Source organism: Streptomyces sp. bgisy130 (genome assembly GCF_057708345.1).
Genome location: NZ_JBYISA010000045.1, coordinates 16,163 through 30,342, shown reverse-complemented (window position 1 = coordinate 30,342; position 14,180 = coordinate 16,163). Strand labels below are relative to the sequence as shown.

Below are 14,180 nucleotides of genomic sequence, written 5' to 3'. Positions count from 1 at the left end.
CGCGGGAGGTCCTGCGGTCAGACCACCACCACCGACCGCAGGACCTCCCCGCGCTGCATCTTGGCGAAGGCCGGTTCGATGTCGTCGAGGCCGATGGTCTCGCTGATGAACCGTTCCAGATCGAGCTTGCCGCTCAGGAACAGATCGATCAGTACCGGGAAGTCGCGGCTGGGCAGACAGTCGCCGTACCAGGACGACTTCAGTGCGCCGCCGCGCGAGAAGAGATCGATGAGCGGCAGCTCGATCCGCATGTCCGGCTCGGGCACGCCGACCTGGACCAGTGTGCCGGCCAGGTCGCGCATGTAGAACGCCTGCCGGTAGGTCTCGGGGCGGCCCACCGCGTCGATCACCACATCGGCGCCGTGCCCGCCGGTGAGCGCCCGGACCGCCTCGACCGGGTCCGTACCACGGGAGTTGACGGTGTCGGTGGCGCCGAACCGCTCGGCGGCGTCCAGCTTGCCGTCGTCGAGGTCCACGGCGATGACCCGCCGCGCCCCGGCCCGGGAGGCGCCCGCGATGGCGGCGTTGCCGACGCCGCCGCAGCCGATGACGGCGACCGTGTCCCCGCTGCCCACGCCGCCGGTGTGCACCGCCGCCCCGTACCCGGCCATCACTCCGCAGCCGATCAGCCCCGCGGCCTCGGGGCGCGCCGAGGGATCGACCTTCACCGCCTGGCCCGCGGCGACCAGCGTCTTCTCGGCGAAGGCGCCGATGCCCAGCGCCGCCGTCAGCTCCGTGCCGTCCAAAAGGGTCATGGGCCGGTCGGCATTACGGGAGGCGAAGCAGTACCAGGGACGGGCGCGGCGGCAGGCGCGGCACTGCCCGCAGGGCGCCCGCCAGGCGAGCACCACGTAGTCGCCGGGCGCGAGTTCGGTGACACCGGGGCCGACGGCCTCGATGACGCCGGCCGCCTCGTGGCCGAGCAGATAGGGGAAGTCGTCGCCGATCGCGCCGTCGCGATAGTGCAGATCGGTGTGGCACACCCCGCTGGCCTGGACGGTCACGAGCACCTCGCCCGGGCCGGGATCGGGCACGAGGATCGGCAGCACCTCGACGGGGGCGCCCTTCTTGAGGGCGACGACGGCGCGGGCTTCGTGCGGCATGTCTCACTCCTAAAGCAGCGCCTGCGGCGGCGGCAGGGCGGGTAGCACGCGTGGGGTGGCACGGATGCCGGTGAGGGGTTGGAGTGGTGCGCTGTGCGGAGAACGGGGACGGTGGTGGAGAACGGTCCGCCTCCGTCGCCGTGTTGCCTATAGCGCGCTTGGTTGCGCTATAGGAGACATGCTGGAAGTCCGCCAGGGATACGTCAAGGGGGATTTTCCGCTACCCGCTCAACCCGGGTACCCCATCCGGCGGGAGAGGTCGGCGGCCGCCTTCGCGGCCCGCTCCGCGAGCTCCGGCAGCAGCTGACGCTCCATCCGGTACGCCGGTCCGGAGAGGCCGATCGCGCCGATCACCGCGCCGTCGTGGGCCCGCACCGGCGCCGCCACCGCGTTCAGGCCGATCTCCAACTCCTCGCTGGTGCAGGCGAATCCGTCCTCCAGCGCTGCGGTCAGCTGCTCGCGCAGACCGGCCGCCGTGGTCAGGGTGTGCTCGGTGAACCGCGGCAGCTTGCGGGTCACCAGGGTCTCCCGGCGCGGGGCCGGCAGACACGCCAGCAGGACCTTGCCGCTGGCGGTGGCGTGCAGCGGGGTCCGGCGGCCCAGCCAGTTGTACGCGGTGACCGCCGCGGAGCCCCTGGCCTGCATGATGTTGACCGCGGCATCGCCGTCCAGTACCGCGATGTTGGCGGTCTCCCCGGTGTCCTCGGCGAGCGCCCGGCACACCGGCTGGCCCTCCTGGGAGATGTCCAGCCGGATCGCCGCGGCGCCCGCCAGCCGCAGCACCCCGGCGCCCAGGTAGTACTTCCCGCGCTCCCGCTCCTGCTCCACCAGGCCGCGGTTCTCCAGCACCCCGAGGATCCGGAACGCGGTTGATTTGTGGACGCCCAACTCCTCGCTGATCTCGGTCACCCCGGCCTCGCCCAGCTTCGCCAGGATCTCCAGCACGCTCACCGCGCGGTCCACGGACTGGACGGATCCCGCCCCGCCGCGCCGTTCCTCGGACCGGTCGTCTGCCGTATCGGAAGTGTTCGGCATGGGTCTTTGTGTCACCACCCGGTGGCCCCGCGGGGCACGTCTGAAGGCATCTGCCGGGAAGCACTTGACGGCCCGCTCCCCGGCTTGGATTCTGTTGCGCATCGCGCTTTGCGATGCGTTATTCAGAACACATGATACCGATCAGCGAGAGGGGGGCCAGATGATTCCCGTCTGCCGTATCGAGGACCTGCCCGAGGGTGAGTCCGTCCGGATCGAGATCGACGACGCCACACCGGCCATTGCCGTCTTCCATGCCGAGGGTGGCTACTACGCCGTCGACGACACCTGTAGCCACCAGGACGCCTCGCTCTCCGAAGGCTGGGTCGAGGGCTGCTTCGTCGAATGCCCGCTGCATGCGGCCCTGTTCGACCTGCGCACCGGAGCCCCGGCCTGTCTGCCCGCCCGCCGGCCGGTGCGCACGCACCAGGTCGACGTCCTGGACGGCATCATTCATGTGCGGCCCGCCGTGCGGGAAGAGGCGGTGGCGTAAAAACCCGTCGGTCAGGCGGCCGCGCGGTCGACCCCCGACGAAGCCTTCCGGGACTCCCGGCGCTGCTGCCGCCGGGCCCGGCGCCGCTCACGGCGCAGCTCCCGGGCCGTACTGCTCGGCTGCGACCGCACCCCGTTGCGCTGCACCCACACCTGGCGGGTGACCCAGACATCCAGCACGCCCCAGGTGGCGACCACGGTGCTGGCGACCGTGCTGAGCACCGCGGGAAACGCGAGCCAGGAGCCCGCCAGGGTGCTCAGGAACGCCACCATGGCCTGGATCAGCGTGAGCGCCACGATGATGACGGCGCGCACGGCGGCGGTGCGTACCGGCTCCGCCATCCGGGGCCGGGCCGCCGGTTCCTCCTGCCACAAGGGCTGTCTGCCGGTGTCCATGACCGCGTCACTCTCCCCGCACTCTCCCCGCGTGTCCGGCTCCTTGGTGGCTGCCCGGATTTCACCGGTACACGCCCCTGTGCCGCACTCCGTCCTTTCCCATGGTCACGTACCGGGCGCGCACAGGGTTCCCCGGGGGGTAGAGCAAAAACCGGCCAACCGACCGGCTTTCGGCCGGACACCGATGACATCCGCCGGTCCCGGAAACACGGGCGGGTTGTCCGGGAATCACCGGACAACTCATGACGATTTCTCCCCCGCACCCGCCCCGACCTCCGAAGAGGCCTTCGGCTCGGTCCCCCGAGGGTAGTAGGCTCGCGCCGTTTGTTGACGGAACACCACCCCCGTGCGCCGGGGTTGACGTAGGGGAGGCCATGCGCTTTCGCGGGAAGTCGGTCCGCCGGAAGATCGTGGCGTTGCTGCTCGTACCGTTGGTGTCCCTGACGTCCATGTGGGCGTTCATGACCTACCTCACCGGGCGGGAGGCCGACCAGCTGCTGGACGTCGGCAACGTCGTACAGAAGCTGGGATATCCGGTCGAGGGCGTCGTCCAGGCGCTGCAACGGGAGCGCCGGCAGAGCCTGCTGTACCTCGCCGACCGGCGCGGCGCCAACGCGCTCGGCGAGCTGCGGGCACGGTCCCGGGCCACCGACGAGGCCGTCACCCGGCTCCGTACCGACGCCGGCACCCGCGACATCCGCGAGGACCTCACCGGCGACACCGGCAACCGGATGCGCGGCATCCTCAAGGGCCTGTCCGGACTCGGCTCGCTGCGCGCTCAGGTCGAGGACAACACCGTCTCCCGCGACGAGGCCCTGGAGGGCTACAACTCCCTCGTCGACCCCAGCTATGACTTCCTCGCCGCGCTCCACGCCCTGGAGAACGTGGAGATGGACAAGCAGGGCCGGGCGCTGGTCATCGTCACCCGCGCCCGGGAGGCCGTCGCCCGCGAGGACGCGCTGATGTCCGCGGTGCTCGCCTCCGGCAGCATGAGCAAGCGCGATCTGCGGGCGCTGTCCGACCGGGTCGCCGAGCGCCGGGTCCTCTACGAAACCAGCCTCTCCATGCTGCCCGCGAAGGACCGCGGCCTCTATGAGGACTACTGGCGCTCCGCACCGGCCCGCGAGCTGACGTCCTACGAGGACCGGGTGATCGCCGCCGGCGACCGGGGCGGACCGGAAACGGTCAACGCCGAGCGCTGGAACACCGCGGCGAAGAAGGTCCTCGGCGATCTCCAGCGGATGGGCAAGGCCGCCGGCGACCGCTACCAGGAGCGGGTCGCCCCGGTCGCCACCAACATCCTGCTCAAGGCCGCTATCGCCGGTGTCCTCGGCTTTGTCGCGGTGCTGGTCTCGATCATCGTCTCGTTCCGGATCGGCCGCCGCCACGTGCGCGACCTCATCCGGCTGCGCAAGGCCGCCCATGATGTCTCCGGCGTCCGGCTGCCGAGCGTCATGCGGCGGCTGGCGGCCGGCGAAAAGATCGATGTGGAGACCGAGGCACCCCGGCTCGTCTTCGGCCAGGACGAGACCGGCCAGGTCGGCCAGGCGCTCAACACCCTTCAGCGGGCCGCGATCGAGGCCGCGGTCAAGCAGTCCGAGATGCGCCGCGGGGTCTCCGAGGTGTTCGTCAACCTCGCCCGCCGCAGCCAGGTCCTGCTGCACCGCCAGCTGACCCTCCTGGACGCCATGGAGCGGCGCACCGAGGACACCGACGAGCTCGCCGACCTCTTCCGGATCGACCATCTGACCACCCGCATGCGGCGGCATGCAGAGGGCCTGGTCATCCTCTCCGGCGCGGCCCCCTCCCGGCAGTGGCGCAAACCGATCCAGCTGATGGACGTGGTGCGCGCGGCGGTCGCCGAGGTGGAGGACTACGAGCGGATCGAGGTGCGCCGGCTGCCGCGGCTCGCGGTGGACGGCCCCGCGGTGTCCGACCTCACGCACCTGATCGCCGAACTCCTGGAGAACGCTACGGTCTTCTCCCCGCCGCACACCGCCGTCCAGGTGCTGGGCGAGCGGGTCGCCAACGGCTACACCCTGGAGATCCACGACCGCGGTCTGGGCATGGCGCCCGATCTGCTGCTGGAGGCCAATCTCCGGCTCGCCGAGACCCCCGAGTTCGAGCTGTCCGACACCGACCGGCTCGGGCTGTTCGTGGTCAGCCGGCTCGCCCAGCGGCAGAACGTCCGGGTCTCCCTCCAGCCCTCGCCGTACGGCGGCACCACCGCCGTGGTCTTCCTCCCCGGGACGCTGCTCACCGAGACCGCCGACGGCGGCCGGGAGGACGAGGAGCCGGCCACCGGCGGCCCCGTCGGCAACGAACTGGAGCACGCGGCGGGCAAGTTGGCCGCGCTGGCGCAGCTGCCGGTGCCGCGGCCCGAGCGCGAGCGGGACCCGGCCGTCATCGACGGGCCGGTCGAACTGGAGGCACCGCTCGGCCCGGACGAGCCGGGCCCCGACGAGAACGACGGCCTCTTCCGGAAGCGGGAACGCGGCCGCGACACGAAGGGCCCCGCCGCACCGGCCGGACCGTCCCCGGCGGCGCGCGCCATCGCCCCCCTGCCGCCCGCTCCGGAGGGCGAGCAGCACCAGCAGACCCGGGATCAGGCGCCCGGCGGACCGGCCCCGCTGCCGCGCCGCCGCCGCCCGCCGGTGCTGGTCTCCGACCACGGCCGCACGGTCGACGACCGCGACGCCCAGCGCAAGCGGGACACCGAACGCCCCGCCCCGGAGGGCTCCGAACGCCCCGGCCCCGAGGGATCCGGGCGTGCCGCGGACCGGCCGTCGTCGTCCGGCGCGCCCCAGGACCCGGCGCCCGGGACCCCGCAGCGCGCCGAGGGACCGGACACGCCCGCGCCGACCACGTCCACCGGCCTGCCCCGCCGGGTGCGGCAGGCCAGCCTCGCGCCCCAGCTCAAGGCCGACGCCGCCGAGCCGGCCGAGGCGCGCGCCACCGCCCCGGCCGCGGACGACCGGGACGCCGAGGCGGTACGCGCCCGGATGGCCTCGCTCCAGCGTGGCTGGCAGCGTGGCCGGCGCGACAACGGCGAGGACCCGCGCGAGCCCGGCACGCCACCGCGGGGCGAGGCCCCGGCCGCGGACACCACAGGCCCGGACCGCACAGGCCCGGACGCCCGTGACACCTTTGACCACGACGGTGACGTCACGGGCAGCACAGCACCACCAGGAACCACATCGGGAGGGGACGGTCCATGACCGCACCGAAGGCAGCAGCTTCCACCGCACCGGTCTCGGCGAAGGGAGCCGGCGAGCTGAACTGGCTTCTGGACGAACTGGTCGAGCGGGTCGGCTCCATCCGCAAGGCACTCATCCTCTCCAGCGACGGGCTGGCCACCGGCGCCTCCAAGGACCTGACCCGCGAGGACGGCGAGCATCTGGCCGCGGTCGCGTCCGGCTTCCACAGCCTGGCCAAGGGCGTCGGCCGGCACTTCGACGCGGGCCAGGTCCGGCAGACCATGGTCGAGCTGGACGATGCGTTCCTGTTCGTCAGCGCGGCCGGCGACGGCAGCTGCCTGGCCGTACTGGCCGATGCGGACTCCGATGTCGGGCTGATCGCCTACGAGATGACGCTGCTGGTCAAGCGCGTGGGCACGCACCTGGGCACCGCGCCCCGGTCCGGCCTGACTCCCTGAGAGCGACGAGGGTGACGCCACGAGCGCGGGTAGCCGGTTCCTCGTGCGCAGACGCGCGCCCCGCGGGTGCGGGGCCGGGCGCGGCGAGGTTGCGGCATGAGTGAGCAGGACGGCCGGGCGGCGCGGGACCGGGAGGCGGCGCGCTGGTTCGACGACGACGCGGGTCCGGTCGTCCGGCCGTACGCCATGACGCGCGGGCGCACCCGTACGGCGGCGGAAGGGCGCCTCGATCTGATCGCGCTGGTGATCGCCGAGAGCCGCACGGAGGAGGCCGTCGACGATCAGATGCTCTCGCCCGAGCATGTCGAGATCGTCGCGCTGTGCCGGGAGGAGCCGCTGTCGGTGGCCGAGCTGGCGGCCGAACTCGATCTGCCGGTCGGCGTCGTACGCGTCCTGATCGGTGACCTGCTGGACGCGGAGCTGGTCCACGTCAGCAGGCCGGTGCCGCCCGCCGAGCTGCCCGACGAGAAGGTGCTGCGCGAGGTGATCGAGGGCCTGCGCGCGCTGTGATCCGCCGGGCGGCTCAGCCCTCGTCGTCCGGCTTCCGGTGCCGCGGCGGTGGCCACTGCTCGACGGCACCGCCCGGATCCAGCCGGGAGAGCGCCTCCGCCAGCTGGGCGCAGACCCGGCGGATCTCCTCATGGGTGTTGCGCCGCTCGGTGACGACCGCCGCGAGCAGCAGCGCGGTCAGCGCGGTGATCCCGTTGAAGGCCTGGAGGGTGGCCATGTTCGTGAGCAGGTCGTGGTGGGCGAACGGCCCCCATGCCTCGGCGGCCGCGACGATCGCGATCGTCGAGACGAGCAGCGCACACGGGGCGGCGCCCGCCCGCTGGAAGCGGAACGCGGCCCAGATCAGACACGGCGAGACGAGATAGAGCAGATTCACCGGACTGCTCACGGCCAGCAGGGTGACCGTGCAGGTGCAGGCCACCAGCAGCGCCGCCTCCAGCCACCGGAGCGGACGGATCCGCTGCCACCCCGGCCATCGGGCGGCGGCGAGGAGCAGCAGCACCGGCGTGATCACCAGGACGCCCATCGCGTCGCCGGTCCACCACACCGCCCACGTCGGCCAGAATTCCCCCGCCGGCAGCGCCCCGGAGAGCACCAGAGCGCCGCTGCCGATGATCGCGCTCACCAGCATCCCGGTCAGCGCGCCGAGGAACACCAGCGCGACGGCGTCCCGCAGCCGGTCCAGCTCGACGCGGAACCCCGCACGGCGGAGCAGCCGGTGGGCGAGCAGCGGCCCGAGGGTGTTGCCCGCGACGATCGCGAGCACCACGGCCGGCGACGGGCCCAGCGACACATTGACCAGGAAGGCGCCGAGCGCGATCCCCGGCCAGATGCGCGGCCCGAGCAGCAGCAGCGCGGTCAGCGCGATACCGGTCGGCGGCCACAGCGGGGTGACCTGCCCGCGGACCAGCTCCTGGAGCAGCCCGAGCTCGGCGCTGCCGTAGTAGACGGCGGCGACACCGAGGATCCACGCGGCGGTGGCGCCATGCCGCCCGAGCCACTCCGTGTGTCTCACCGGACCTCCACTCGTTGCCGTGCCGCCGGACCGTCGCTAGGGGGTGTAGGGACCGCCGCTGTGGCGGAGGACGAGCACGGCGGCGTCATCGCGGTGCCCGGTCAGATCGGCCACCGCGATCACCTCGCCGGCCAGCTCGTCGGCGTCCGCGTCGTACGCCGCGCCGACCAGGGCGGACACCCGCGCCAGCCCCTTCTCGATCGGGTAGGTCGGCCCTTCCACCACCCCGTCGGTGATCAGCACGAACGCTCCCGCCCGGGACAGCCGGCGGCGGGTGACCGGGTACGCCGCGTCGGGAAAGAGGCCCAGTGGCAGGCCCCCCGGGTCCTGGAGCACCCGCGCGCCCTCGGCGGTGCCCCAGACCGCCGGTACATGTCCGGCGCGGGCGGCGGCCAGCTCCGCGGCGACCGGGTCGAAGCGCAGAAAGGTGCAGGTCGTCAGCAGATCGGAGCTCATCGACACCAGCAGGTCGTTGGCCCGGCTCAGTACGTCGCCGGGGTCGGTGGTGGCGGCCGCTATGGCGCGCAGGCCGGTGCGGACCATGCCCATGAAGGCGGCGGCCTCGACGTCATGGCCCTGGACGTCACCGATGGCGAAGCCGAGCGAGCCGTCCGACAGCACAAAGGCGTCGTACCAGTCGCCCCCGATGTCCAGGCCCGTCCGGGCCGGTACGTACCGGGCCGCGGTCTGGAGGCCCGGCAGCCCCGGCAGCTCGGGCGGGAGCATGTGCCGCTGGAGTTCCACGGCCAGCGCCACCCGTGCCTGCTGGAGCTTGATCCGTGCCATCACCTGGCCGGTGAGGTGGCCGAGGCGGCGCAGCAGCTCGTCGGGCGGCGGGGTCGGGGTGGTGTGGCGTTGCTCCATCCAGCACTTCCGCTCCGGATCGGTCCCCCGGTACGGCGACACGCTGCTGGGTTCAGATTACCGCCGACGGGTGGGGTCTTGACGGTCGAGCCGCGGGCCGGGGGAGGGGCGCCCGGCCCGCCCCGGCCACGGGGTGAGAGTTTGTTGAGCAACGCTCAACGGCGCGGTACGGTGCCTATTGAGCAGCTGTCAACAGAAGGAGATCCGCCGCCATGGCCCCGGACGCGACCCCGGCACCCTTCGACCACCTGGAGATCCAGGTCGGCCCGCACACCTACGACGCCCTGGCCTGCGGGCCCACCGACGGAGAGTTCGTGCTGCTGCTGCACGGCTGGCCCGAATTCGCCGACTCCTGGAGCGCCGTACTCCCCGCCCTGGGCGCGGCCGGCTACCGCGCCGTCGCCGTCGACCAGCGAGGCTACTCCCCGCGCGCCCGCCCGTCCCGGATCGCCGACTACGCGGTGCCCGAACTCGTCGCCGACGCCCTCGCGTTCGCCGATGCGCAGGGCGCCGACCGCTTCCACCTGGTCTCGCACGACTGGGGCGGCATGGTCGCCTGGGCGCTGGCCGGCGCTCACCCCGAGCGGCTGAAGTCCCTGACCGTGCTGGCCACTCCGCACCCCGACGCACTCAACCGCGCCGCCGCCGAGGACCCCACCCAGCACCACATGCTCGACTACGTCCGCTTCTTCCGCAGCGGCGAGGGCGCCGCGGAGGCCGCCCTGCTCGCCGACGACGCCGCCCGGCTGCGCGCCGCGTACGGCGGCAAGGTGCCCGCCGCCCTGGTGGACGACAACGTCCGCCGCCTCGCCGCGCCGGGCGCGCTCACCGCCACGCTGAACTGGTACCGCGCCCCCGAGTCGGTGATCTCGGTACCGGCCGGCCGGATCACCGTCCCCACCCTCTTCCTGTGGGGCAGTGAGGACGTCGCCCTGGGCCGCGGCGCGGCCGAGTCGACGGGGGAGTGGGTGGACGGCCCGTACCGCTTCGAAGCCCTGGAGGGCGCCAGCCACTGGCTGCCCGAAGAGGCCCCCGGCCTCGTCACACCGCCGATCCTGGCGCACCTCGGACAGTACGCCTGACGCCGTGACGGGCCGGGACACCGCGGCCGTCCCGGCCCGCCGCCGCCGTAAACTGCGGGCATGTCCGGCAAGCGAACCACCCGCCTCACACCCGACCAGCGCAGGGAGCAGCTGGTCGGCATCGGTCTGGAGATGCTCGCCGACCGCTCCCTGGACGAGCTGTCCACCGACGAGGTCGCCCGCCGGGCCGGGATCTCCCGCGGACTGCTCTTCCACTACTTCGACTCCAAGCGCGACTTCTACCGCGCGGTGGTCCGCACCGCCTGCGACCGTTTCACCGCCGCGACGGAACCGGATGGCTCACTGGAGCCGGTCGCCTGGATGCGGTCCTTCATCGCCGGCTTCGTGGCCTACGTCCTGGAACACCGTCAGGTCTACCTCGCCCTCGTACGGGGCGCCGCCGGCAGCCACCCCGCCGTCACCGACATCGTCGGCGCCACCCGCGAAACCCTTGCCCGCAGGGTGCGTGACGGCCAGCGGCGGCTCGGGATGCCGGACGCCCCGCGGCTCGCGCTGGCGTCCCGCGCCTGGATGGCATTCGCCGAAGAAGCGGTCATCAACTGGCCCACCGACGAGCCCGGCGCCCAGGACGAACTCTGCACCTTCATCGAATCCAGCCTCGTGAGCGTGCTGGGGCTGCTTGACCGGCCGGGGGTTCTCACCCCGCGCTGACCGGCGCGCGGCTCCGCGCCCCGCCCACAACCGCCGCCCCACTGCCCATTTGGGCAGGTTGGCGAACCTCTGCCCCGCAGCGTCTCCCAAGCGTGACACATCTCAAGTGGGCGCCGTGCTGAGCACGTTGTACCGTTCCTTTGTGCCTGCTGCCCCGTGCGCCGAGGCTCGGGATCAAGCGTGAGCTCCACCCGTATACACGGCAATTCAGGAGAAGAATCCCATGGCCTTCGGGCGTTCCGATCGCCGCCGACGGTCCGCCGCCGTCGAACCGGTGACGCTCAAGATCCTGGTAGCGGGCGGCTTCGGGGTCGGTAAGACCACCCTGGTCGGGGCCGTCAGTGAGATCAAACCGCTGCGTACCGAGGAACGGCTCACCGAGGCGGGCCGGCCCGTCGACGACCTCGACGGGGTGGAGGCCAAGACCACCACCACCGTCGCGATGGACTTCGGCCGGATCACCGTCAACGAGGAACTGGTCCTCTATCTCTTCGGCACCCCGGGCCAGGACCGCTTCTGGTTCCTGTGGGACGAGCTGGCGCGCGGCGCCCTCGGCGCGGTGGTGCTCGCCGACACCCGCCGGCTCGCGGACAGTTTCGCCGCGATCGACTACTTCGAGCGGCGCGGACTGCCCTTCACCGTCGCCGTCAACTGCTTCGACGGCGCCGACCGCTACCCGCCGCAGGCCGTACGGGACGCCCTGGACCTGGACCCCCAGGTGCCGGTGATGCTGTGCGACGCCCGGCTCAAGGACTCCGCGCGGGATGTGCTGATCGCTGTCGTCGAGCATGCGATGCGTACCGGCGCCCGCCGGCGGGAGCCCGCGCTGCCCTGACGGGCCGGGAAAGCACGGCCGGTACCCGCCGTCCGGGCACCGGCCGTACGTCTCGGTCCCGCAGCGCTACGAACCCGCCGAGCCGTCCTCGGCCAGCCAGCCGAAGCTCCGCTCCACGGCCTTGCGCCAGTTGGCGAACTCCCGGTCGCGGGCCGCCCCGTCCATCCGCGGCGTCCACTCCGTGTCCCGCTGCCAGTGGCTCCGCAGCTCGTCCAGGTCCTGCCAGACACCGGTCGCCAGCCCGGCCGCGTACGCCGCCCCCAGACAGGTGGTTTCCGAGATCACCGGACGGATCACCGGCACCCCCAGCACATCCGCCTGATGCTGCATCAGCAACTGGTTGGCGGTCATCCCGCCGTCGACCTTCAGCTGGCTAATCCGCACACCCGAGTCCTGGTACATGGCGTCCACGACTTCCCGGGTCTGCCAGCTGGTCGCCTCCAGGACGGCGCGCGCCAGATGCGCCTTGGTGACAAAGCCGGTCAGGCCCGTGATGACACCACGGGCGTCGGAGCGCCAATACGGCGCGAACAGACCGGAGAAGGCCGGCACGACATACGCCCCGCCGTTGTCCGGGACGCTCGCCGCCAGCGCCTCGATCTCGTCGGCCGAGGCGATGAGGCCCAGCTGGTCGCGGAACCACTGCACCAGGGCGCCGGTGATGGCGATGGACCCCTCCAGGCAGTAGACCGGCGCCTCCCCGCCGAGCTGGTAGCCCATGGTCGTCAGCAGCCCGTTCTTGGACGGGACCGGACGGTTGCCGGTGTTCAGCAGCAGGAACGAGCCGGTGCCGTAGGTGTTCTTGGCCTCGCCGACGCCGTAGCAGGTCTGGCCGAAGACGGCCGCCTGCTGGTCGCCGAGCGCGGACGCCACCGGCACCCCGTGCAGCTGCCCCACTGCCGTGCCGTACACCTCCGCCGACGACCTGATCTCCGGCAGGATCGCGGCCGGAACGTTCATCGCCGACAGGATCGCCGGATCCCACTGGAGCGTGGACAGGTTCATCAGCAGCGTGCGGCCCGCGTTGGTCACATCCGTGACATGCACCCCGCCGTCGGTGCCGCCGGTCAGATTCCAGATCAGCCAGGAGTCGATGGTGCCGAAGGCGATCTCCCCGCGCTCGGCACGGGCCCGCAGCCCCGGCACCTCATCCAGCAGCCAGGCCGCCTTCGGCCCGGAGAAGTAGCTGGCCAGCGGCAGTCCGGTGGCCTCCCGGAAGCGGTCCTGGCCGTCCGCGCCGCCCAGTTCCGCGCACAGCTGAGACGTACGGGTGTCCTGCCAGACGATCGCATGGTGCACCGGCCGGCCGGTGGCCCGGTCCCACAGGACCGTGGTCTCCCGCTGGTTGGTGATGCCCAGCGCACTGAGCTGGTCCGCGCGCAGCCCCGCCTTCGCGAGCGCGCCCGCCACCACCGCCTGCACCTTCGACCAGATCTCGGTGGCGTCATGTTCCACCCACCCCGGCCTGGGGAAGATCTGCCGGTGCTCGCGCTGGTCGACGGCGACGATCGCCCCGCCGTGGTCGAAGATGATGCAGCGGCTGGAGGTGGTGCCCTGGTCGATCGCGGCCACGTACTTCTCGGTGTGCTCCGTCATGCCGTGACGCCTCCTGAAGTCTGGTGAGTGGGTGCGGGGCCGGCCGCGGGGCGGGCCCGGTGGCCCTGCCCCCGCGCCGCTCCGGCCGGGTCAGAACGCCGCGTCGAAGACCAGACCGGACAGCACCGCGCCGATCAGCGGACCGGCCACCGGAATCCAGGAGTAACTCCAGTCGGAGGAACCCTTGTTAGGAATCGGCAGCAGGGCGTGCGCCAGACGGGGGCCGAGGTCACGCGCGGGGTTGATGGCATAGCCGGTGGGCCCGCCCAGCGACAGCCCGATGCCGACGACCAGCAGCGCGACGAGCAGCACATTGATCCCCGAGCCATAGATCCCGGCCTGCGCGCCCGGCACCTGGCCGATGCCGATGCCCTTGTTCTGGCCGAAGAACAGCAGCGGCAGCACCAGCCCGACGGTCGCGATGATCTCGGTCACCAGATTGGCGGCCGGCTTGCGGATCTCCGGGGCGGTGGAGAAGATCCCCAGCGTCGGCTGAGCCTTGCTCTGCTCGGCGTTGGCGGCGAACTGGGCGTAATACAGCGCCCAGGCCAGTACGGCGCCGATCACCGCGCCGACCATCTGCGCCAGGACGTACAGCGGCACCTTCGACCACTCGGTACCGCCCGCGACCGCCGAGCCCACCGTCACCGCGGGGTTGAGATGCCCGCCGGACAGCGGCGCCGCGGTGTAGGCGCCGGCCAGTACGGCCATGCCCCAGCCGAAGGCGATCACGACCCAGCCGGCGTTCTTCGCCTTGGAATGGTGCAGGGTGACGGCGGCGCAGACGCCGGCGCCGAAGAGTATGAGTATCGCGGTGCCTATCACTTCACCGACGACGATGTCCCCATTGGAATACATGGCGGCTCCTTGTCCCTCGCCCGGGGACGTCCCCCCGGTCCTCCGTGCAGGGTGCGTGCCACCGGCGGGC

14 protein-coding genes are annotated in these 14,180 nt (G+C 72.3%); 7 read left to right on the top strand and 7 right to left on the bottom strand.

Annotated features, from left to right (window positions below; all coding sequences use genetic code 11):
- Nucleotides 1-17 precede the first annotated feature (17 nt).
- Together AC3EUV_RS33970 and AC3EUV_RS33965 are read right to left on the bottom strand one after the other, a co-directional pair.
- A complete protein-coding gene (locus tag AC3EUV_RS33970; RefSeq protein WP_432146151.1) occupies nucleotides 18-1,103 on the bottom strand; it encodes an S-(hydroxymethyl)mycothiol dehydrogenase in 1,086 nt (361 codons plus the stop codon).
- Nucleotides 1,104-1,331: 228 nt separating this feature from the next.
- Nucleotides 1,332-2,138: an IclR family transcriptional regulator gene (locus AC3EUV_RS33965; RefSeq protein ID WP_432146152.1), complete on the bottom strand. Its 807-nt coding sequence runs from the start codon at nucleotides 2,136-2,138 to the stop codon at nucleotides 1,332-1,334.
- A 160-nt stretch (nucleotides 2,139-2,298) separates the two neighbouring features.
- Between AC3EUV_RS33965 and AC3EUV_RS33960 the strand changes: the two genes are divergently transcribed.
- Nucleotides 2,299-2,628 (top strand): bifunctional 3-phenylpropionate/cinnamic acid dioxygenase ferredoxin subunit, encoded by a 330-nt coding sequence (locus AC3EUV_RS33960; protein WP_387246752.1) that lies wholly within the window; start codon nucleotides 2,299-2,301, stop codon nucleotides 2,626-2,628.
- Nucleotides 2,629-2,639: 11 nt separating this feature from the next.
- On the opposite strand, the gene AC3EUV_RS33955 is transcribed toward AC3EUV_RS33960, so the two are convergent.
- Nucleotides 2,640-3,023, bottom strand: a complete 384-nt coding sequence (locus tag AC3EUV_RS33955) for a hypothetical protein (RefSeq protein WP_432146153.1) — start codon at nucleotides 3,021-3,023, stop codon at nucleotides 2,640-2,642.
- Between the two features lie 374 nt (nucleotides 3,024-3,397).
- Here AC3EUV_RS33955 and AC3EUV_RS33950 point away from each other — a divergent pair, with 374 nt between their 5' ends.
- The 3 genes from AC3EUV_RS33950 to AC3EUV_RS33940 all read left to right on the top strand — a co-directional run bounded on the left by AC3EUV_RS33950 (nucleotide 3,398) and on the right by AC3EUV_RS33940 (nucleotide 7,188).
- Nucleotides 3,398-6,241, top strand: a complete 2,844-nt coding sequence (locus AC3EUV_RS33950; protein ID WP_435604574.1) for a nitrate- and nitrite sensing domain-containing protein — start codon at nucleotides 3,398-3,400, stop codon at nucleotides 6,239-6,241.
- Nucleotides 6,238-6,678, top strand: coding sequence for a roadblock/LC7 domain-containing protein (locus AC3EUV_RS33945; RefSeq protein WP_387246747.1), 441 nt, complete (start codon nucleotides 6,238-6,240; stop codon nucleotides 6,676-6,678). The genes AC3EUV_RS33950 and AC3EUV_RS33945 overlap by 4 nt, the downstream gene beginning before the upstream one ends.
- 96 nt (nucleotides 6,679-6,774) lie before the next feature.
- A complete protein-coding gene (locus tag AC3EUV_RS33940; protein WP_432146155.1) occupies nucleotides 6,775-7,188 on the top strand; it encodes a DUF742 domain-containing protein in 414 nt (137 codons plus the stop codon).
- A gap of 13 nt (nucleotides 7,189-7,201) precedes the next feature.
- Here AC3EUV_RS33940 and AC3EUV_RS33935 read toward each other — a convergent pair whose 3' ends face one another.
- Nucleotides 7,202-8,203, bottom strand: a complete 1,002-nt coding sequence (locus AC3EUV_RS33935; RefSeq protein WP_432146156.1) for an MASE1 domain-containing protein — start codon at nucleotides 8,201-8,203, stop codon at nucleotides 7,202-7,204.
- A gap of 36 nt (nucleotides 8,204-8,239) precedes the next feature.
- Nucleotides 8,240-9,067: a PP2C family protein-serine/threonine phosphatase gene (locus AC3EUV_RS33930; protein ID WP_432146157.1), complete on the bottom strand. Its 828-nt coding sequence runs from the start codon at nucleotides 9,065-9,067 to the stop codon at nucleotides 8,240-8,242.
- A 212-nt stretch (nucleotides 9,068-9,279) separates the two neighbouring features.
- Between AC3EUV_RS33930 and AC3EUV_RS33925 the strand changes: the two genes are divergently transcribed.
- From AC3EUV_RS33925 to AC3EUV_RS33915, 3 genes are all read left to right on the top strand, one after another.
- Nucleotides 9,280-10,149, top strand: coding sequence for an alpha/beta fold hydrolase (locus AC3EUV_RS33925; protein WP_432146158.1), 870 nt, complete (start codon nucleotides 9,280-9,282; stop codon nucleotides 10,147-10,149).
- 60 nt (nucleotides 10,150-10,209) lie between these two features.
- A complete protein-coding gene (locus AC3EUV_RS33920; protein WP_432146159.1) occupies nucleotides 10,210-10,821 on the top strand; it encodes a TetR/AcrR family transcriptional regulator in 612 nt (203 codons plus the stop codon).
- 223 nt (nucleotides 10,822-11,044) lie between these two features.
- Nucleotides 11,045-11,656 carry a GTP-binding protein gene (locus tag AC3EUV_RS33915; protein ID WP_432146160.1) on the top strand — a complete coding sequence of 204 codons (612 nt, stop codon included), beginning with the start codon at nucleotides 11,045-11,047 and terminating at the stop codon, nucleotides 11,654-11,656.
- Between the two features lie 66 nt (nucleotides 11,657-11,722).
- Here the strand turns inward: AC3EUV_RS33915 and glpK are convergent, their stop codons facing one another.
- Nucleotides 11,723-13,252: a glycerol kinase GlpK gene (gene glpK / locus AC3EUV_RS33910; protein WP_435604573.1), complete on the bottom strand. Its 1,530-nt coding sequence runs from the start codon at nucleotides 13,250-13,252 to the stop codon at nucleotides 11,723-11,725.
- Nucleotides 13,253-13,342: 90 nt separating this feature from the next.
- Nucleotides 13,343-14,110 carry an MIP/aquaporin family protein gene (locus AC3EUV_RS33905; protein ID WP_432146162.1) on the bottom strand — a complete coding sequence of 256 codons (768 nt, stop codon included), beginning with the start codon at nucleotides 14,108-14,110 and terminating at the stop codon, nucleotides 13,343-13,345.
- Between the last annotated feature and the right edge of the window lie 70 nt (nucleotides 14,111-14,180).